This is a genomic window from Yoonia maritima (genome assembly GCF_003003285.1).
Classification (GTDB): domain Bacteria; phylum Pseudomonadota; class Alphaproteobacteria; order Rhodobacterales; family Rhodobacteraceae; genus Yoonia; species Yoonia maritima.
This window is the reverse complement of record NZ_PVTP01000005.1, coordinates 64,236-83,370: the sequence shown is the minus strand read 5'-3', so window position 1 is coordinate 83,370 and position 19,135 is coordinate 64,236. Positions and strand designations below refer to the sequence as shown.

The following is a 19,135-nucleotide window of genomic DNA, read 5'->3' as shown; positions in this document are numbered from 1 at the left end:
AAATGACGATGATTGCGGATATATTCATGATCGCGGGGAGCTTAGCAGCCGGGTTTTACTGCTTTGTTCTATCCCGCCGCTTGCGACGATTTACCGATCTGGAAAAGGGCGTGGGTGGTGCCGTCGCCGCTTTGTCCCTGCGGGTAGACGATCTTACAAAGACGCTTACACGCGCGCAAACTACAGCCAAGTCTTCGGTCGAGACGTTAGATTCGGTGAGCACACGTGCCGAAGCCGCGGGGCAAAAGTTAGAGTTACTTGTCGCCTCTTTGCATGACTTGCCCGAACCTGAACCCGAGGTCACGCGCGAAAACAGTAGCGCGTTGTTTGTTCGCCGCTCTCAGTCACTCGGAATGAATTGATGAGCGCGCGATTGAAACGCCGATCAACCGGTTGGACCTCGAATGCTATTATTGGCCTTCTGCTCACATCAGCCATTGTTCGGATCGGAATTACTGCCGGCCCTGCGATGGCTGATAGTACAACTGCATCTGTTGATGAAAACGCACCCATAGCGATAGATACCGCTGATACCGGCAGTTTATTGGCGGCGTTACAAGCACGCGAAATACGCTTGGATGAACGCGATTCGCAAATATCTGAGCGTATGCAGGCGCTTCATGTCGCCGAAACGGAAATTGAGGAAAAGCTGCAGGCCTTGATTGTCGCAGAAGAAAGGTTGAGTGCGACTCTTGCGCTTGCTGATGGCGCGTCGGAATCGGACTTGATGCGATTAACGACAGTATATGAAAATATGAAACCCAAAGAGGCGGCTGCGCTATTTACTGAAATGGCACCGCAATTCGCTGCGGGTTTCCTAGGCATGATGCGCCCTGATGTCGCGGCCCTCATTATGACGGAACTCGAACCGGAAGTAGCTTATTCTTTCAGTGTTGTACTTGCGGGCCGGAATGCAAATGTACCAACCGATTAGCGCTGACTGATCGTTAACACCTGTGCTGTAAAACAGATTCGAAACCAATGACGGTTCATTATAGCAAAGGGACAAACCTAAATGGTTGGCTTGATCGGTGTAGTCTTAGTTTTTGTAACGGTTTTTGGCGGCTATCTGCTCGCGGGTGGTAAAATGGCGATCATCTTAAAAACGCTCCCATTTGAGATGATCATGATTTGCGGCGCCGCAATCGGGGCTTTTACAATTAGTAATGATGGCGCAGCGATTAAACATACGCTCAAAGATATCGGTAAAGTTTTTAAGGGGCCAAAATGGCGCTCTCAAGACTACAGCGATGTTTTGTGCCTCTTGTTTGAGCTTATTCGGCTGGCTCGCGGCAATCCAATGGCCCTAGAAGGGCATATCGAAACCCCGGAAGAATCCCCGATTTTTGGTAAATATCCAAGGATTCTGGAAGACGGCGAATCCGTTGCTCTCATTTGTGATACGCTACGTTCGGCTTCCATGAATTACGACGATCCACATCAGGTTGAGGAAGTTTTGGAAAAAAGAATTGAAGCGACCCTGCATCACAAAATGCATTCAACACACGCATTGCAAACGGTTGCCGATGGCTTGCCAGCCTTGGGTATCGTTGCTGCCGTGCTTGGCGTGATCAAAACAATGGGTTCAATTGACCAGCCGCCAGAAGTGCTGGGGAAACTTATTGGGGGTGCATTGGTAGGCACATTCCTTGGGGTATTTTTGGCGTACGGTTTAGTCGCGCCGTTTTCCACCAAGGTAAAGTCGGTCATCGAAGACGATGCCCATTTTCATCAGTTGATAAGAGAAGTGTTGGTCGCGAACCTGTATGCACACGCACCAAATATTTGCATCGAGGTCGGGCGGCAAAATATGCCAGGTGGGCTGCGCCCCAGTTTTTCTGAGATGGAAGTCGCTCTTAAGGCTACCAAACAGAGTGCAGCATGACACGTAACGTATTGCTAATGATCTGTTTGTTTTTGCCATTACGTATGGCTGCTGCACCAGTCAGCGTCCAAACAGGCGAGCATCCCAATTTTACGCGAATGGTGTTTAGTATTGCCGAAGGTGCTGATTGGAAGCTCGGAAGAATAGATGATGGATATGCCCTATTATTGCCCTCCAGTGAAGGTTTCGATTTGCGCCGGTTCTATGACCTCATTCCACGTGATCGTGTTGCCGCGGTCAATCAGTTGTCAGACGATACCGTACGGATTGCCGTCGCATGCGATTGCAGGGCAGAGGCATTTCTTTTCCGACCACAAATTCTGGTTGTCGACATTATTGACGGCCTGCCGCAACCTGGATCGCCCTACGAAAAGCCTTTTTTTGATGATGTAGAGACACCTAATATTGGGACCCCTAGTGATTTACCTGAATGGAGTTTTCCGCTCATAATTCAGGCAGAACAAGGAGCTGTAAAAACGAAACCTGTCGTGGTGCCTGAGCTCGTGCCGGTCTCACCAGACGGGCTTGATGTTGATCTGTCGTTGCTAGAACAAACAGTTATTCACGGTCTGGCCGATGGGTTAACGCGCGGTGTTTTAGATAGAAACCATCCCCCTTTCACAGGTGCTATTGGCGAAGCAGTAAGCATGACCGAGCCAGAGGCTAGCAACGATCACCTTCCCGGGGTGATCGCGCATAACAACCTCGATGTTCTGGCGATTCAAGATGATCAAAGAATTGCGCACACACAGTCGGGAAACATTTGCCCTGAAGCAGAGTATTTTGAAGTTTATCGTTGGGCAGATGAGCGTCCATTTAGCACACAAATAGGCGAGGCGCGTTCTCGCATTACTCGAGAATTCGATCAAACAGATGAGCATAATGTTCTGCGGCTCGCGCAAATATATGTTTATTTCGGTTTCGGCGTCGAAGCGCTTCAAGCTTTAGAAATCGATGGGATTCATTCTAAGCAGCGTTCTTACCTCGCCCAATTGGCCCTTATCGTTGACGGAAATCAACTCAGCCATGAACTTGGCAAGCAACAAGTCAGCTGCAATTCGTCTGTCGCGCTATGGGCATTACTTTCGGTCGCTGAAGGGCCGCTGGATGCACAAGTTGATCGGTCTGCTGTCCTTACTGCCTTTAAAGCCTTGCCATCAGAACTGAGATCTCATCTGAGCGCTGAACTCGCCACCCGGTTTGTTGATATGGGTGACCAAGATGCGGCCATGCAGGTCCTGTCCAGCGTACCCGTTGACCGGGATAGGTCAGTTGAAGATATGTTAGCTGAAATTTCGCTTTCGGATGCTATGGGCGGCCATGATCTTACCGCGGACACCTTGCTAGATCTGGCAAAGTCAAATTCACGTATCACTCCTAACGCGATGACCGAGATTTTAAGCATGTCTAGCGAAAGGGATATTCCAGTTACGCCTCAGGACTTTGTCTTGGCGGATGCCGTGCGTTTCGAGGCGCGAAATTCGCCAGCAGCAGCAGAGTTAGCTCAGGCGCAGTTTGACGCATATCTCGCGCAAAATCACTTTAAAGGTGCACTGGCGCTTATATCTACTGAAACTGACAGCGCTGATCCATCAACGCGTATTGAATCATATGACGCCTTGGCAGTCCGCGCAGTAAGCGAGATGTCTGATGCGGTCTTTGTCGAATTTGCGTTCGACCAACCTCCAAACCATTTTTCACCTGAAGCGCAAAGTAAAATCAGTATGAGACTAGCTGAGTTAGGTTTTATAGATCGAGCTATCCTCTTTGGAATGTCCGACAGCCACATTGCAACGCCCCCAATAAGGTATTCTTTGACAACCGGCGAGGACAGCACAGGTTTAGAAACATCGCAAAATGGGCAAGTGGACGTTGATCAGGATGAAATCGGGCAGTCAGCTTTGGCGGGGCAAATGTTAGGTCAAGTATTTGACTTAGAAACGGAATATACAGATTTCAATCACCAATCACCGATTGCTGGCAGCCGCGCGTTGCTAGATCGATCATCAGAGGTGCGGGACGCGATAACGGCCTATTTAGAAAAGTCTAAAGCTGCAATTCGGCCTTAACCGCTTTGCGTATAGTTACGAATTGTAAACCAGTTTTAGGCCAATATCAACTAACTGATAGATCGGCGTTTAAGATGAATATACAATCCTTCCCTCTTCATAGCGTCATGGCAGACCAGCTTGTCGAGGATGCTTTCGTTGCTCAATCGGCACTCATGTTTGTTGGGTGGTGATTAGATGAATTCGTTTCAGATAAAGGAAATATTTCAACCAACAATTTTGTTGGCGCTGGCTTTGATGGCCGTGATCGTAATGATGATCCTACCTGTGCCCGCCTGGGTGCTCGATATTGGCCTAGCTGCTTCGTTTGCTCTTGCAATCTTAATGTTTACGGTGACGTTATTCATCGAACGGCCTCTTGATTTTTCGGCTTTTCCGACGGTGCTTCTAGCATCTTTAATGTTGCGGCTTTCGCTAAATGTTTCTTCGACAAAACTAATTATTGGGCAAGGCCACACTGGCACTGATGCTGCCGGCGGTGTGATCGAAGGGTTCGCAACGTTTGTGATGGGCGGCAACGTACTGCTTGGACTGGTGGTTTTTTGCGTTCTGTTAATCGTTAACTTTGTTGTCATTAATAAGGGGGCGACGCGTATGGCCGAAGTCGGCGCGCGTTTTGCATTAGACGCGATGCCGGGCAAGCAATTGGCGATCGATAGCGATATGTCGGCCGGCGTAATCGACCACCAAGAAGCCAAGGCACGACGCGAACGCGAACAAGCGGAAACAACGTTTTTCGGCTCGCTCGACGGTGCATCCAAATTTGTCAAAGGTGACGCCGTTGCAGGGCTATTGATCACGGCCCTGAACTTGGTGATGGGATTGGTTATTGGGATTGCGGTGAACGACATGCCAGTATCTCAGGCCTTTGAAACATATGCGATTTTAACCGTAGGCGATGGGCTCGTTTCGCAAATTCCTGCGGTCGTGATATCAATCGCCTCGGCGTTGCTTCTCGCAAGGGGGGGCGCGACCGGTCCGACCGATTTGGCGTTGGCATCCCAACTAGGACGTCACCCCGAAGCTTTGATAACAGTTGCAATTCTAATGGCACTTTTTGCATTGGTACCGGGAATGCCGTTTATCCCGTTTATGTTGGGCGCGGCGACGCTTGGGTTTTGTGCATTTGCGATAAAGTATAAGAAAAAAGATATTAAACAAAACACGACCGATGCATCTGAGGTCGTTGACAGTCAATCTACACAAAAATCAATGGGTGACGTTCTGGATTTGGACGATATTCACGTGGAGTTCGCGCCGGATCTTGTCGACATGGTACTGGACCCGGGTACTGGGCTTGACGCGCGGATTGCCAACATGCGCAGCCACGTTGCAACGGGATTTGGTATTCTACTTCCCGAAATTCGATTAACGGACAACGCGTCTTTGTTACCTGGGACATATATAGTTCATGTTCAAGGCGTCGAGCAAGTGCGAGACAAGTTAAAGCCCGATCAAATATTGGCGCTCATAAATGATGCAGGTGTACCCGAGATACGCGGAGATGTCGTGGCAGAGCCTGTATATGGGGCTCCGGCCAAGTGGATTACCATGCAGGAACAGGAAGATGCGGCGCTGGCGGGGTTTACCACGGTTCAGCCTGCAGAAGTTCTCGCTACTCATCTGTTAGAGGTCGTCAAACGTAATTTTTCACGTTTACTGACCTTTAAGGCGTTGCGGCGCAGGTTGGACGAGATGGTGAACCTTAGTGATGCGGCGCGTGGGGACGCAAACAGAAAAATGTTGGAAGAGTTGATACCCGACAAAGTTCCGTTTGATTTGCTTCTTTCAGTGTTGCGCTTGCTGTTGGATGAACGCGTTTCGATCAGGAACTTACCATTGATAATCGAAGCGGTCGCTGAGGGGCGGCAAATGCACCCGTCGGCTGACGGCATTACTGAACATGTGCGGCAGCGGTTGGGCTTTCAGCTGGTCGCCGAAATGCGCAGGTCTGATGGAACGATACCACTCGTTCAGTTGGCACCTGAATGGGAGGATACGTTTGCAACATATGAAATTCGGTCAGACCGCGGGTCCGGTGATGTTGCTTTGCCTCCCGAAAATTTTAACCGGCTTGCCGATGGAATAGCAGAAAAATTGGCTCAGGCTGCGTCATCTGGTGCCCATGCAGCGGTGGTCACTTCGATGCGACGGCGACGGTTCTTACGGACAGTGATGTCTGCCAAGGGGATCATGAATCCCGTTCTGTCGTTCGAAGAAATCGGCGTTGATGCACGGCCTGCGTTGGTGGGGCTCGTTGCAATATGATCGCGGATATATCGCAAATGGTAGTGCTTTGGCAGAATAGTCTTTGGGCTGCCTTTGTCGTATTTTTGCGCATCAGCGCGATGATGGCGGTTATGCCAGCTTTTGGTGACCAACCAGTTCCTGTGCGGGTGCGGCTGGCTTTGTCATTTGGGTTTACTTGCATTGTTGCACCTTCCGTTGTTTCGTCGGTGCCGTCGACAACGAGGGGGGTGACCGCAACACTTTTTACAGCTGCACCAGAGGTGCTAAGTGGCCTGTTTTTTGGTATATTTTTTCGCTTTTTTATTATGGCTCTTCAAATTGCAGGGTCAATCGCGGCCCAGTCGACATCGCTATCTCAAATCTTTGGTGGATCTGCCGGCGTCGATGCACAACCTGCGATTGGTCACCTTTTGGTCGTAAGTGGTACTGCGCTCGCCGTGATTGCAGGCCTGCATGTCCAGTTAGCTGGCTACATGATTCAGACCTATAAACTGGTTCCGATTGGGACAATGTTGCGTGCGGATACGGTCGTAAACCTAGGCTTGGACGAGGTGCGCCGTATCTTTGAGTTGGGGTTTTCGCTGGTAGCGCCATTCCTGTTGGCTTCACTCGTATATAACGTTGTCCTTGGCGTTATTAACCGGGCAATGCCGCAGTTGATGGTGTCATTTGTGGGTGCGCCCGCGATAACTGCGGGTGGATTGCTGCTTTTGCTACTATCTGCACCAATTATGCTGGCGCTGTGGCATGATGCTTTCAGTGAATTTATGGCGTTTCCATTCAGGTCGCCGCCATGAGTGAGGACGCAAGTTCAAAGCAATTTGAGGCCAGCCAAAAGAAGCTGGATGATGCACGCGAAAAAGGAGAGTTCGCGCGATCTGCCGATCTAACGACTGCTGCTGTATATGCGGGCTTTTTGCTCACTGGGATTACGCTTGGTCCTCAAGCGCTGATGGACCTAGGCTCAATGCTAAGTGCTATGTTGTCTCAATCTGATGAGATAAGCACACTGCTCTTTGATGGTTCAGCACAGCCATTGTTGGGCGGGATTATACGCGCATCTGTGTTCAATATCGGGGTATGGTTTGTTATCCCAGCATTATGTGCGGTGCTGTGTATTCTTGCCCAGCGCGCATTTGTCATAGCACCGAACAAAATTGCACCAAAACTTAGCCGGATATCTCTGATTTCTGGCGTTTCGAATAAATTTGGTCGTCAGGCACTTTTTGAGTTTGCCAAGAGTTTTTCTAAGTTACTGATATACGCGGTGATTTTGGGAGTTTTCCTGCGATCTCAGAAAGATCAAATCTTAGGAAGCATGTACTTGCCGCCGGCGCTTGTAGTTGCCGTACTTGGGGCAATGCTACTGAAACTCTTAGCCATTGTCGCAACCGTTGCAATCGCGATAGGCGGTTTTGACTATTTATGGCAACGTGCTGAACATCTTCGGAAAAATCGGATGAGCCGGCAGGACCTGATTGACGAAACGAAGCAGTCTGAGGGCGATCAAATAATGAAGCAGCAACGCCGCATGAAAGGGCAGGCGATTGCTATGAACAAGATGCTAGCCGATGTGCCGACTGCTGACGTCATAATCGTGAACCCGACACATTATGCCGTAGCACTAAAATGGGACCGCGCATCTATGGGTGCCCCAGTTTGTGTGGCTAAGGGAGTAGATGAAAGCGCTGCCAAGATCCGCGAAATTGCTTTTGAACATGGGGTGCCTGTGCATTCTGATCCGCCGACGGCACGTGCTCTGCATGCAAGCGTTGAAATCGGGGATACGGTCGCATCCGAACATTACCGAGCGGTTGCCGCTGCGATTAGGTTCGCTGATACCATGCGTAAAAAGGCACGAAACTGATGGCTGATGTTCCACAGGCACAAAGATTGTCCCAGTTGACGGGGTTGATGCTACGCTCCGTGCAGTCAGATATGGCTGAACTGTCTCAGCGGGAGGCTGACTTGCGCCGAAACCTTGCTCAGTTGGTGCAAACTAAGCGTGCTCGCGCGGCGGCCCAGTCATCGATTGTGGACGTAGCGATATTGGCAGGTGCAGACGTACGTTGGCTGCATTGGGTCGATCAAAGGCGGGCAACGATCAACACTGAACTCGCGCAGGTTTTGGCGCAACAAGAGGCCTGTCGCGCCAAACTAAAGAATGTGTTTGGACGTGATCAGGCCGTTCATGAAATAGTAAAACGGATGCAATCGGACAGCAGAATTTTGCATCAGCGCAGGGCGTATTATGTGTCCTGACGTACTATGTCTGTGATCAGAACATCGGTCACGTTGTGGCCCGCAATACGTTGCGCCGCATTGAGCAGCGCACCGCGCAGCGCGTGCATATTCGTTCCCGAGGTAAAATTACCAGAGAAGCCGCCAATGTTGGCATGATCAAACATGATCTGCAAAAATGCGTCGCGTAGTTTAGGCTCCGTCGTATGGACCGCCGAGGTGTTGTTCATCGTTACCTCAAGGCTAATCGCCATCACGACGAGCGCCGAAACGGCACCTTCCTCAACGACGGGGATGACGAACTGATTGTTTAACTTCGCGTATTCACGTTCTAGGGTTGTTTCCGCGACGACAGTATCCGAATGGTCCTTTGCAACGACTTCACCGCAAGGATTACCGTCAGTTAAAAGTTCCTCTTCGTTCGCGGGTATCAGCATTATCCCTGCGCCAACGCCTCCCCCCGTACCGATGAGCAAAAGCAACAACGGCAATAATATCTTTTTCATGGTATGTCCCTTGGTTTCTGATCAAAACGGCAGCGTGCTTTCAAGCACCTGATGCCCGTAACGTGGTTGCTGCATATCGGTGATCTGTCCGCGCCCGCCGTATGAAATCCGCGCTGACGCGATTTTGTCGTAGGTGATCTCATTTTGGCGGGTGATGTCCTCTGGGCGCACGTATCCTGTGATAATCAGTTCACGCAATTCGTAGTTAACACGCACCTCTTGCTGTCCTGTAATCGCAAGGACACCGTTTGGTAGGACATCCGTAATGGTTACAGCCACCCTGAGCGTTAGTTTCTCATTGCGCCGCACAGATCCATCGCCGGAGGAACTGCTATCGGAATTTAGATCAACAAGCGCGGCCGAAGAAGCCCCTTCAGGCAGGCGCGGATCGATACGTTGAGGGATGCCCATTAGTTGGGGTATCGCTGCTTGCTGGGATGCTGATCGCGACCTGGCAGTAGAATTAGAAATTTCGGCACTGTCGTCGATTTCGATAACGACTGTCATGATGTCTCCGCGCTGCATGGCGCGTCGATCTCCCAATAATGACCCACGTTCTCCAGTCCAAAGCGATGCCTGTGACGTTGGACCTAGCATTGTGGTTGTTACGCCGTCTGGAAAACTCGGATTGAACATTGCTTCACGCTCTACGGTGCGTTCTTGCGGGGTAAACTTTGGAGGGCGGCCAATGGGTGTCGTAGTGCACCCAGAAAACGCGGCGATAATCACAAGTATTTTACGCATTATTTGTCCTTAATGTGCGACGTAACCAGCGCCATCCGCACCAATTTGGGCGGTAACAGTGCTACGCGAGCTGATGTTCATGACCCTGATCACATCGCCGGGTCCCGCCCTGCCAAGAGCACGCCCTTCGGTGCTGATCATCAGGCCATGACGATTGTAATGCAGTGGGATAATTTGGTTGCGTTCAACAACAGCCGGAAATCCGACATCGCCCGCGCGGATAGGACGCCCCGCATACAGCGCGACGCGGGCTTCCATTCCGACAATTTGGGCGGGATCAGTGACACTGCCTGGGATGCTCCGCCCGTTTGCCATCACATCTTCGGGCATAATCGTTGAATGTGCTGGAATTGTCCGCGCCGCCACCACGGTGTCCGCGCTAATCGGCGTTGCAAAAATGCCAATTAAGACAACGGCGCGGATCATCGTACCTGAACCATAGAACTAAGCATTTGATCGGCGGCGGTGATAACCTTTGAATTCAATTCGTACCCGCGCTGGGCGGCGATAAGATCGGATACTTCCCGTACCGGATCGACTGAACTGGCTTCTAAATAGCCTTGGCGTAGCATGCCCAATCCATCTTCGCCCGGGGTGGCAACGAGCGATGGGCCGGATGCAGGGGTTTCGACGAACAGGTTAGATCCAACCGCTTCCAAGCCTTTGGGATTGGTAAAACCGGCCATTGTGAACTGGCCAAGCAACTGCGGTTCTACTTGGTCTGCAAAATACCCATAGACTTCGCCTTCTGCATTGATCGACAGCGATTGCGTATCGCGCGGGATCGTGATGTCAGGAACGACGGGATACCCATCTGAGGTGACAATTTGGCCGTCCCCCGTTAACTTTAATCCGCCATCGCGCGTGTATGCGGAAACGCCGGACGGCAACGTTACCTCTAGGTATCCGTCGCCCTCAATCGCAAGGTCCAAATCACCGCCAGTCGCGGCGAGCGATCCCTGAGACAGCATGACCGATACCGCAGTCGTGCGCACGCCAAGACCCAGTTGAACGCCGGTTGGTAATGAAGTTCCGTCAGATGCGTTAATTGTGCCAGGGCGGGCGATCTGCTGGTAATGTAGATCGGAAAATTCTGCGCGGCGGGCATTGTAACCTGTCGTGCTCATGTTCGCGAGGTTGTTCGAAATAACTTCGACGCGGGTTTGTTGTGCCGACATGCCGGCGGCGGCGATTTCTAATGCACGCATTGTATTTCTCCTGTGTTATCGGATCGACTGAATGACGCCGCGGATGCGTTCGTGTTCTTTATCCAGAAACCCCTGACCCATTTCATAAGCGCGCTGGACTTCAATCATGCGACTGACTTGTAAAATCGGATTTACGTTTGATTCCTCAAGATACCCTTGCAGCATTCGGCCGTCTGGAACTGGTTCAAATCCGCCCGCAGCGTCAAACAGAACACCACTTTCGCGGGTCATTTGATTTGGGTCGGTGGGTGAAAATATCCCGACCTGTCCGATAGGCTGGCCACCTGCGCTTATCGTACCATCCGCGCCGATCCCAACACGACCAACGCCTTGGGGAACAAACATGGGTGCGCCGCCTGCATCCAGAACAGGATAGCCATCGGGCGTCACAAGGTCCCCGTTCTCATTGGGGCCAAAAGCCCCTGCACGGGTAAGCCGCTGCCCGTTTGGTGTTTCGACAAGAAAGAAACCATCACCTTCAATTGCCAAATCAAATGTTCCGCCGGTTTGGGTCAGGCTACCTTGGGTCATGACAGTGTCACGCACGTTCGCTGTCGCCATCGACAACGAAGCAGTGTCGGGTCCAAGCGCCTTAACATGTTCAGAAAACATGACCTCTTCGGCGCGAAAACCAGTGGTTGAGGCGTTCGCGATGTTGTTCGCAAGCACCTGCATTTCGTTCATCAATCCCAACTGGCGGGTTAGGGCGGTATATGAAGCATTATCCATGTCTAACCTCCGGCGATGATGGGGATAAGTGTGCCTTGAAATAGGCTCACAAGCGTTTCAGTCATGTAGTTCATGGTGATCCAGAAGGTCCCGATGATGGCTGCCAGTTTGGGCACAAACGTCAGGGTCATCTCCTGAATCGATGTCAGCGCCTGAAATAGGCCCACGACCAAACCTGTGATCAGGGCGACGGTCAAGATTGGGATTGATATAATAAACGCTGTCCAAAGCCCCTGCCGCAGCGTGTCATAGAACAGCGCTTCGGTCATTAAACGGGCATCCGCAGAATTTCTTGATAAGCTTCGACGACGCGATCGCGGACTGTCACGGCGGTTTGCACAGCTAATTCTGTTTGGGCCAACGCCTCGACCAAGGCGTGCGGGTCCGCGCCCGTCGTCATTGCTTGCATGGCCGTGTTTTCACTGGCCTGCATTGTGGACATGAAATCCTGCGCGGCACCAAGGATTGCGTTTCCGCTCGATCCGGCATCTGGGGCTGTGGCTGTTTTACTGGCAGCATAGTTTTGTGCAACGAGTGAACTAATGTTCATCGGGGTTCTCCTTATTTGCGTAATAAATCCATGAGCGCAGATGACATCTGGCGTACTTGGTCAAACATTTTGAGATTGGCTTCGTAACTGCGCTGCGCCTCGCGGGCGTCGGCAATTTCAACGAGTAAATTTACATTCGACCCATCGTAATGCCCGGTCGCATCTGCCAACGGGTTGGATGGGTCATAAATACGCGGAAGCGCTGTTTGATCTAGCTTGACCCTACCAGTTTCCACCGCACCCGTACTGCGCCCGGCATCGACGACTTCGCTAAATGAAATTGTTTTGCGGTGGTATCCGGGGGTGTCGGTATTGGCGATGTTTTCGGACACATGCCGTAGTCGATTGGCTTGCGCTTTCATTCCACTGGTTGCCACTGACATTGCTTCGCTGAAATCTGTCATGATGTTGCCCTACATTTTGCCAAGACTGGTACGCAGCACGGTCATTGCATGCCGGTATACGGACAGCGCCTTGTCATGATCCTGACGAACCTCGACCGACTTCATAAGCTCGTCTTCAATCGCAACTGTGTTGCCGTTCGGAGATGGTTCACTTGTAGCGGCCGTGATCGCCGGGGAAAATTCCGTTGCGCCAGTGATCATATGTCCGGGGCGTGTCGTGCGCTGTTCGGTCGCGGTACTGCGCATTGCGTCGGTGAATGGAGCAACATCCTGAGCTTGGTAGCCGGGCGTATCCGCATTGGCGATATTGCGCGCGATCATAGTTTGCCGGGCTCCGGCATGACGTGCCATCGCACTGGCGGTTTGGAACATATCCAAAGAACTATTCATCGGGGGTTCTCCCTCGTTTGGTTTCAACAAAGCATTAAGGCTGATTCCTTAAGAAGAGGTTTGTGGAATCACGACAGGAACAGCAGATGACGCAAAATATCCTTGAACAAGCGGCGGCAGCGGTCGAAAATTTACGAGGCGTTCATAAAGTCGGGCGTGTGTTGGGGGTGCATGGCGGCACCGTCCAAGTGGGTGGTGCGAATGATTCTATAAAAGTTGGTGATCGCGCGCGCGTGTTTTGCGATGAACGACAAATCAGTGGCGAAATTGTCCGCCTAGATCGGGACGGTGCGCATGTATTGCTTGACGGTCCGTCGGACGGTATCCGTTTATCAGACCGGGTTGTGTTTGATAGATCTCCAATTTTTGCGCCAGATAACAGTTGGATAGGTCGTGTCATAGACCCTGATGGTGTGCCGATTGATGGGCGTCCGCTCTTGCCGGGTGTTACACCGCGCCCACTTCGCATGGATCCACCAGCGCCACATCAACGTCGCCCGATGGGTGCGCGGATCGAAACAGGACTAGCAGTTTTTAACACGCTTTTGCCGATTGTTCAGGGGCAACGGATTGGTCTATTCGCGGGTTCTGGCGTAGGAAAATCAACATTGTTGGCAGATTTGGCGCGCGGGGTGACCGCAGATGTGATTGTCATCGCACTCGTTGGCGAGCGCGGGCGCGAAGTTCGACATTTCGTCGAAGACGTTTTGGGGCAGGAGGGTATGAAACGCGCGATTGTTGTGGCCGCTACATCAGAACGCGCGCCTCAGGTGCGACGCAGATGTGCATGGGCAGCAACTGCGATAGCAGAACATTTCAGGGATAATGGCAGGCAGGTTCTATTGCTTGTCGATTCGGTTACTCGATTCTGCGAGGCCCACCGAGAGGTTGCGGTTGCAGGTGGAGAGGCCGCGAATTTGCGCGGATACCCAGCATCAACGGTTCCTGCGATTGCGGCGCTTTGCGAACGGGCTGGTCCGGGTACAGGTGACAGCGGCGACATCACAGCAGTGTTTTCGGTTTTGGTTGCAGGTTCAGATATGGATGAACCTGTCGCCGATATGTTGCGCGGGGTGTTGGATGGTCACATCGTGTTAGAGCGCGAGATCGCAGAGAGAGGCAGGTTTCCGGCGGTCAATGTCCTGAAATCGGTTTCTCGTTCACTGCCCAATGCTGCAACTGATCAAGAAAATAGCCTTATTGCGCAGGCCCGAACCCATATGGGTACCTTTCAAAAAGCGGAGCTCATGATACAAGCGGGTCTATATACTGGAGGTTCTGACGCGGCAATTGACGCAGCTATCGCATGCTCATCAGCGCTCGAAAGCTTTTTGACGATGCAAGATACTCGCGGAACTTTGGCTCATTTTGCAAAGCTACGCCAAGCAGTAAGTGGAAAATCCAGTCGCTAGGGCAATCGCAGTTTACCTGTAAACGTCTAATCAATGACCGTTAAAAGATAGAAGGTACGGATTGTAATAAAGTAAGTGCCGTGGAACCGCCTGTTGAGGTTGCAAATTTTGCGGCTTCAGATCGGATAAGAAACATCCGCACCAGCTTTTCTTGCTGTTCGGGATCAGAAAAATCGGCAAGGCTATCTGTGCCGAACACCGCCTGAGACCGTTCTTGGAAAATTTCGAGCTGCTGATCGAGGTCAATGCTAGATGTGCTAGATGGCAAGCCAAGCGCTGTCTGAAATACATTTCGCATGGGGGCATTCCCCATGACCGAATACCATTGCCCAGCTTGAGAACTATTTCTGCTTAAGATGTCTGAGATTCCGCTTTCCACGCTCATGGCGAGCCGGAGATCGTTATCTTGTTCACCAACAGCCTGTTCAAATTGTCGTACTTCATACCTGCCAATAATATCGTCTGCAAATCCTGCCGTTTGCGTCGATGGTGTCGTTTGGTCCCCAAAACCAAATGCTGCGCTGAAGTCAGCATAGCGATTATCGGCCAAGCGGTTCGCAAGAGCATCATCCGCCGAAGTTCCGTCTTCTAGGATTTTCCGAACAAAGAATTGGCTGTTGATATCATCATCAAGGCCGAACGCACCGAGAGCGACCGACAACAATCGTCGGTCACTAACAAGGTCCTCCGCTGTTTGGACATTGCCGATGTTTTCGCGGAAATATTCGGTATCTCTCACGATGGGCTGACTGTTTGTGAACGCTTCTTGTTGGCTATCAAGCGTGCGTTCAAGAAAGCGCCACCCACCATAACCCGAAAGCGGTACAACAGGCTGAAAAGTCACGCTTGATGTCCAGCAAGGAGACGCGCTTCACGCGGTAGTAGGTTACGTAAAGCTTTGAGGGAGCGATAAAAGTCGCATTTTTCAGCTGCATTGGTGGCCGCTGTTAGATGTTGGCGGCTGTCATCGTCGCGTAACGCTTGGCTTAGCTGTTCGATGCCGCGCATAATTTGGAATTGCGCATCACTTTCTTCGACATCGCCAGACAGTACAAGTTGAGCGATATAGCATACGCGACGCACAGGCGTCGTGACCTCGTCTGGTCGAATGGCATCACGCAATCGTAAAATATTGGCGTTCGGAGTGATGATGGAGAGACGGCTTCTCCGGTCGCCATTTTCAATGACTGCGCCGTTTACCAACACCCGTTCCTTGGGGTTTAGCTTTAAAACCAGCCCTGACATTATGACTCCCCTCGCCCGTTTAGACCGCGTAGAACGGCTGTATTGATTTCAACGAGAGCTGAAACGTCAGTTTCACGACGCAATACGCGTCGGCTATGATGTTCTGTAAATTCAGCCAAATAAAACAACTGCGCGCGTAGGGTTTGAGGGAGTGCGTTGTCGCTGCCAGCAACATCGCTAGCAAGGGTCGTCCACATGCGCCGATTATCGTGTACAGCAACTGCCAGCGCTGCAAAATTGCCAGCGCTTTGTGACATGGCATCGCGTAGACGGGCAGTGATTTGGCTGACGAGTTGAGCTTCGACTGATCGTTCTGTTCTGATTGCGAGTTGTGTGGGGGCATATGCCTGCCGAGCTTGTTCTATGACGTTCACGTGGGGTCCTTCCGGCACGAATTCGAACGATACGCGGGTTTTCCGCGACGAATGTTGTTGTGGTGCCGACATCGCGGCACCACTTATTCAATTTAACGGAACAGCGACAGAATAGTCTGGGGTGCTTGGTTAGCGATCGATAGCGATTGTACACCAAGTTGTTGCTGTACTTGCAGCGCCTGCAGCCTTGCAGATGTTTCTTCCATGTCAGCATCCACCATGGTGCCGATGCCAGACTTCAGGGAATCTGATAGTTTGCTCACAAACTCGTTTTGACTGTCGATCCGTTTCGCCGACGCGCCAAGCTGCGCAGCACCATCAATGGCCGTTGTCAAAAAGGTTTCAAGTTCGCCCAATGCGGTTGCGGCAGTTGCGGTGTCTGTGATCGCAGTTAGGTTTGCGACCAAATCGACATCGGCTTCAAAGTCTACGCTATCAACCGTAATCAACGTCGGTGTCGGTGCGCCGCTTCCGACACGATCAAGCGACGACAGCACGTTCAGGCCAGTGCCACCATTACCGTCCACATCTGTGGCAAGAAGGTTAGCCCCATTGAATTGCGATGCGCTGATGACCGAGGCGACTTGGGCCGCTTTTTCATCCATATCAGCTTGAATTTTGGCGAAATCAACGTTTTCAGACTGTGCAGAAACAGCAAGCTGTTTCATTTCGGTCAACGTTTCTACAATCTGCTCTGCCCCAGCCGAAGCGACCGCGACTGTTGATTCGCCAAGTGCCAGGCTATCAGAAATTGCCTTGAACCCAGCGACATCCGATTCCATGACCTTGGAAATCGCCCAAATCGCTGAGTTGTCTTTGGCGGAGCTGACTTCTTTACCCGTTGAAATCATCGACTGCGTTTCAGACAGGTCGCCGTTGATTGATTTAAGTGTCTGAAGCGCAACCATTGCGCTGTTGTTGGTCAGAATGCTGGACATGTTTCGTGATCCTATAATGAAGGGGGGCGCTTTGCGCCGGTTTGATTCAGGAAACCGTGGGTGTTCCACGGAATGAAACGTCATTCTGACGAAGATCAGTGCCTGCGTTCGCTACGCACCTTAGCCGTTTTGGCTGTGTCACCAGTTTGTGCGGATATGACTAAACAATGCGTTAAAGCTGAAAAGCGAAACGCTGCAAATTTTATCCAAATTATGCCTTCTTTTCGATTTCGGGTTGGGGATTCGCCATTTTGGAAATAGCACCCGACTTATCATATACGTTTAACCCCGAGCGCACATTTTGTAGTGCTTCAATCCTTGCCCGCGCAGCGCCAATCCCTGCTATTGCAGCCGACAACAATGTCTGGTTTTCGGTCACTGCCAATTGAACGGCACGTAATTCATTTGCATCCGGCGCTGACTCAGCGAGCTCTTTAAACAGTTCAGATTTCGGTTTTTCCAAACTGCCAAGCACATCAAAGCTGGCCTCCCGCAGCGCAGACTTCTCGGCTTTGAGCGTCTGTATCAGACGTTTGGTCACTGAATTACGCATCTAATTGTACCTTCATGGCTTCAAAAAGTGATTGAGCAAGGCCAATACCGCCCGCCTTTACCATCTCGTTGGCCTGTGCTTCGCGTAGGAATGACGAAAAATGTTCTTCTCCAGCGCCGCCACCAAAGGCCTCGCGAGGGGCGCCAAGCCCCGCAGATTTTAACATCTCCGATAGGAATGACGCCTCGAGCTTTTGCGCTGCCTCGCGCAGCTTTGCATCATTTTGGATATAGTCTGGTAGCTGCGGGTTTGATCGCGGTGCAGGTAAGGCTGGAATGGCTGTCATCGGCTTCTCCGGGTTTTGATCCTTTTTCACTTTGCCAGCGAGCCGTAAACAATCAGTAAGTATTGTCAGGCAAAAGGGACCCACTCACAGATTCTATTGGAGAGTTGATGATACCATTGTTGCCAACTGACGTGTCCACCATGGCTTCTGAAACGGTTTTGGTTGGTGAAATGCCGTGCGTAACGGATGACGCGTTCGCTTTTGCGGACATTGTAGATGAGTTGACAGAGACCGACATTGAGGCCGAAGAAGCGCCTGTATTCGCTGTGGTCGACGATCTGAGACTTGAGGAAACGACCGATGGGGGCAAGGTTCAGCAAAGCGAATCCGTCGACCTTATAATCGACGACGCGCCGGCAGAATTGCCAATATCTGAAGATGCGGTCGTAAGGCATGACGCGATTAGTATCGTGGCTGAACATGCGCAAAAACAGGTTCCCAAAGATATTGGTGTGTCTAAGCAAGTTGTTATGCCAAAAACGACTGTCGCGCAGTCCATTGTTGAAGGTTGCATTCCATTGACCAAGTCAAATGATGGCGCACCTGATACGCAGTCAATTGCTGTACCAAAGCCAAGTATCGAACAGGAAAAACAGATACTGATACCGATGGTCCCAAAACCAGTGGCGCGCGCCCTTGGCGCAGAGCGTTTTGTTGAGTTGGTAGATAGTGCCACTGGGGTGGCCGGACAACCGATGGCGTCTCGGCCTGATAAGAAGATCGAATTCGCGCCAAACCCCGATACAATTATTAGGCCATTTGCGCATGAACCAAAGCCTTTTTTGGATATCGCGCCAGCAATATCAAAAACGATTCTGCTCATAGCTTCAGAGGTGCCCAAACTGGAGGCTAGTATACAGGTACAAGATGCTGAATCTGGTGCCTTCTGGGTGCCTGATAAAGGCGTCTCTCAACACATACAGCCGGGTAGTTCGCCGACGCCCATCGCAAACGCAGATACTGTTCGGCATGTTGCGAACCAGCTTTCCGTGGCGGTGACAGAGCATGCTGGAAAGCCCACAGAAATTGCCCTGAATCCAGAAGAGCTAGGGCGCGTAAGGTTGAGCATGTCAGTGGTCGAAAATGCCATCACACTGAGCATCTCAGCTGAACGGCAAGAAACAACTGACCTGATGCGCCGGCACATCGAAACACTTGCTCAAGAATTCCGCGACCTTGGGTACAGCGATGTTTCCTTTGCCTTTGGGCAGGGCACAGGGCCAGAACAGTCGGCAAACACTGACGAGGATGACGAGGTCGACGAAAACGCCGAAGCAGCCTGCGCTGCGGACTCGCATACAACGCAAATGATATTGACCCGCGGCTTAGATATAAGACTTTAGGAAATCGA

General features: G+C 51.4%; 25 protein-coding genes. 10 read left to right on the top strand and 15 right to left on the bottom strand.

The annotated features are described in order from the left end of the window. Positions 1–2 precede the first annotated feature (2 nt). From CLV80_RS08965 to CLV80_RS08930, 8 genes are all read left to right on the top strand, one after another. Positions 3–362 (top strand): hypothetical protein, encoded by a 360-nt coding sequence (locus CLV80_RS08965; protein WP_106357156.1) that lies wholly within the window; start codon positions 3–5, stop codon positions 360–362. Further along, positions 362–934 carry a MotE family protein gene (locus CLV80_RS08960; protein ID WP_106357154.1) on the top strand — a complete coding sequence of 191 codons (573 nt, stop codon included), beginning with the start codon at positions 362–364 and terminating at the stop codon, positions 932–934. The genes CLV80_RS08965 and CLV80_RS08960 overlap by 1 nt, the downstream gene beginning before the upstream one ends. An 81-nt stretch (positions 935–1,015) precedes the next feature. Beyond that, the gene (motA, locus tag CLV80_RS08955) at positions 1,016–1,885 is read left to right on the top strand and encodes a flagellar motor stator protein MotA (RefSeq protein WP_106357152.1); all 870 of its coding nucleotides are present in this window, start codon (positions 1,016–1,018) and stop codon (positions 1,883–1,885) included. Continuing rightward, complete coding sequence (locus tag CLV80_RS08950; protein WP_106357150.1) at positions 1,882–3,954, top strand: hypothetical protein; 2,073 nt, start codon at positions 1,882–1,884, stop codon at positions 3,952–3,954. The genes motA and CLV80_RS08950 overlap by 4 nt, the downstream gene beginning before the upstream one ends. Positions 3,955–4,131: 177 nt before the next feature. Continuing rightward, positions 4,132–6,222 (top strand): flagellar biosynthesis protein FlhA, encoded by a 2,091-nt coding sequence (gene flhA, locus CLV80_RS08945; RefSeq protein WP_106357148.1) that lies wholly within the window; start codon positions 4,132–4,134, stop codon positions 6,220–6,222. After that, positions 6,219–7,001, top strand: a complete 783-nt coding sequence (locus CLV80_RS08940) for a flagellar biosynthetic protein FliR (protein WP_106357146.1) — start codon at positions 6,219–6,221, stop codon at positions 6,999–7,001. The genes flhA and CLV80_RS08940 overlap by 4 nt, the downstream gene beginning before the upstream one ends. Continuing rightward, complete coding sequence (locus CLV80_RS08935) at positions 6,998–8,071, top strand: EscU/YscU/HrcU family type III secretion system export apparatus switch protein (protein ID WP_106357143.1); 1,074 nt, start codon at positions 6,998–7,000, stop codon at positions 8,069–8,071. The genes CLV80_RS08940 and CLV80_RS08935 overlap by 4 nt, the downstream gene beginning before the upstream one ends. Next, positions 8,071–8,466 (top strand): hypothetical protein, encoded by a 396-nt coding sequence (locus tag CLV80_RS08930; protein WP_106357141.1) that lies wholly within the window; start codon positions 8,071–8,073, stop codon positions 8,464–8,466. The genes CLV80_RS08935 and CLV80_RS08930 overlap by 1 nt, the downstream gene beginning before the upstream one ends. Here CLV80_RS08930 and CLV80_RS08925 read toward each other — a convergent pair. Genes CLV80_RS08925 through CLV80_RS08885 form a run of 9 tightly spaced genes read right to left on the bottom strand, consistent with a single transcriptional unit; the run spans position 8,454 to position 12,976 of the window. Next, a complete protein-coding gene (locus CLV80_RS08925) occupies positions 8,454–8,951 on the bottom strand; it encodes a flagellar basal body-associated FliL family protein (protein WP_106357139.1) in 498 nt (165 codons plus the stop codon). The genes CLV80_RS08930 and CLV80_RS08925 overlap by 13 nt on opposite strands. 21 nt (positions 8,952–8,972) lie before the next feature. Then, positions 8,973–9,695, bottom strand: coding sequence for a flagellar basal body L-ring protein FlgH (gene flgH, locus CLV80_RS08920; RefSeq protein WP_106357137.1), 723 nt, complete (start codon positions 9,693–9,695; stop codon positions 8,973–8,975). 9 nt (positions 9,696–9,704) lie between these two features. Beyond that, complete coding sequence (gene flgA / locus CLV80_RS08915) at positions 9,705–10,121, bottom strand: flagellar basal body P-ring formation chaperone FlgA (protein WP_106357135.1); 417 nt, start codon at positions 10,119–10,121, stop codon at positions 9,705–9,707. Further along, the gene (gene flgG / locus CLV80_RS08910; protein ID WP_106357133.1) at positions 10,118–10,903 is read right to left on the bottom strand and encodes a flagellar basal-body rod protein FlgG; all 786 of its coding nucleotides are present in this window, start codon (positions 10,901–10,903) and stop codon (positions 10,118–10,120) included. Before flgG ends, flgA begins: the two co-directional genes overlap by 4 nt. 15 nt (positions 10,904–10,918) lie before the next feature. Then, positions 10,919–11,632, bottom strand: a complete 714-nt coding sequence (locus tag CLV80_RS08905; protein WP_106357131.1) for a flagellar hook-basal body complex protein — start codon at positions 11,630–11,632, stop codon at positions 10,919–10,921. Positions 11,633–11,634: 2 nt separating this feature from the next. Further along, positions 11,635–11,901 carry a flagellar biosynthetic protein FliQ gene (locus tag CLV80_RS08900; protein WP_106357129.1) on the bottom strand — a complete coding sequence of 89 codons (267 nt, stop codon included), beginning with the start codon at positions 11,899–11,901 and terminating at the stop codon, positions 11,635–11,637. Beyond that, complete coding sequence (fliE, locus tag CLV80_RS08895) at positions 11,901–12,182, bottom strand: flagellar hook-basal body complex protein FliE (protein WP_106357127.1); 282 nt, start codon at positions 12,180–12,182, stop codon at positions 11,901–11,903. The genes CLV80_RS08900 and fliE overlap by 1 nt, the downstream gene beginning before the upstream one ends. Positions 12,183–12,193: 11 nt before the next feature. Continuing rightward, positions 12,194–12,586 (bottom strand): flagellar basal body rod protein FlgC, encoded by a 393-nt coding sequence (gene flgC / locus CLV80_RS08890; RefSeq protein ID WP_106357125.1) that lies wholly within the window; start codon positions 12,584–12,586, stop codon positions 12,194–12,196. A gap of 9 nt (positions 12,587–12,595) precedes the next feature. Beyond that, on the bottom strand, positions 12,596–12,976 hold the full coding sequence (locus CLV80_RS08885) for a FlgB family protein (RefSeq protein ID WP_106357123.1): 381 nt from the start codon (positions 12,974–12,976) through the stop codon (positions 12,596–12,598). Between the two features lie 86 nt (positions 12,977–13,062). Here CLV80_RS08885 and CLV80_RS08880 point away from each other — a divergent pair, with 86 nt between their 5' ends. Further along, entirely contained in the window at positions 13,063–14,388 is a 1,326-nt protein-coding gene (locus tag CLV80_RS08880; RefSeq protein WP_106357121.1) for a FliI/YscN family ATPase, read from the top strand. Positions 14,389–14,428: 40 nt separating this feature from the next. Here CLV80_RS08880 and CLV80_RS08875 read toward each other — a convergent pair whose 3' ends face one another. The 6 genes from CLV80_RS08875 to CLV80_RS08850 all read right to left on the bottom strand — a co-directional run bounded on the left by CLV80_RS08875 (position 14,429) and on the right by CLV80_RS08850 (position 17,784). Continuing rightward, positions 14,429–15,232, bottom strand: a complete 804-nt coding sequence (locus CLV80_RS08875) for a DUF1217 domain-containing protein (RefSeq protein WP_106357119.1) — start codon at positions 15,230–15,232, stop codon at positions 14,429–14,431. Then, entirely contained in the window at positions 15,229–15,633 is a 405-nt protein-coding gene (gene flbT, locus CLV80_RS08870) for a flagellar biosynthesis repressor FlbT (protein WP_106357117.1), read from the bottom strand. The genes CLV80_RS08875 and flbT overlap by 4 nt, the downstream gene beginning before the upstream one ends. Further along, positions 15,633–16,007 carry a flagellar biosynthesis regulator FlaF gene (gene flaF / locus CLV80_RS08865; RefSeq protein WP_243394480.1) on the bottom strand — a complete coding sequence of 125 codons (375 nt, stop codon included), beginning with the start codon at positions 16,005–16,007 and terminating at the stop codon, positions 15,633–15,635. The genes flbT and flaF overlap by 1 nt, the downstream gene beginning before the upstream one ends. A gap of 92 nt (positions 16,008–16,099) precedes the next feature. After that, entirely contained in the window at positions 16,100–16,945 is an 846-nt protein-coding gene (locus CLV80_RS08860; protein ID WP_106357111.1) for a flagellin N-terminal helical domain-containing protein, read from the bottom strand. Positions 16,946–17,156: 211 nt separating this feature from the next. Then, on the bottom strand, positions 17,157–17,498 hold the full coding sequence (locus CLV80_RS08855; RefSeq protein WP_106357109.1) for a hypothetical protein: 342 nt from the start codon (positions 17,496–17,498) through the stop codon (positions 17,157–17,159). Next, a complete protein-coding gene (locus CLV80_RS08850; protein WP_106357107.1) occupies positions 17,491–17,784 on the bottom strand; it encodes a rod-binding protein in 294 nt (97 codons plus the stop codon). Before CLV80_RS08850 ends, CLV80_RS08855 begins: the two co-directional genes overlap by 8 nt. Positions 17,785–17,891: 107 nt before the next feature. On the opposite strand from CLV80_RS08850, the gene CLV80_RS08845 reads away from it, so the two are divergent. Further along, positions 17,892–19,127, top strand: coding sequence for a flagellar hook-length control protein FliK (locus tag CLV80_RS08845; protein ID WP_106357105.1), 1,236 nt, complete (start codon positions 17,892–17,894; stop codon positions 19,125–19,127). The last annotated feature ends 8 nt before the right edge of the window (positions 19,128–19,135 follow it).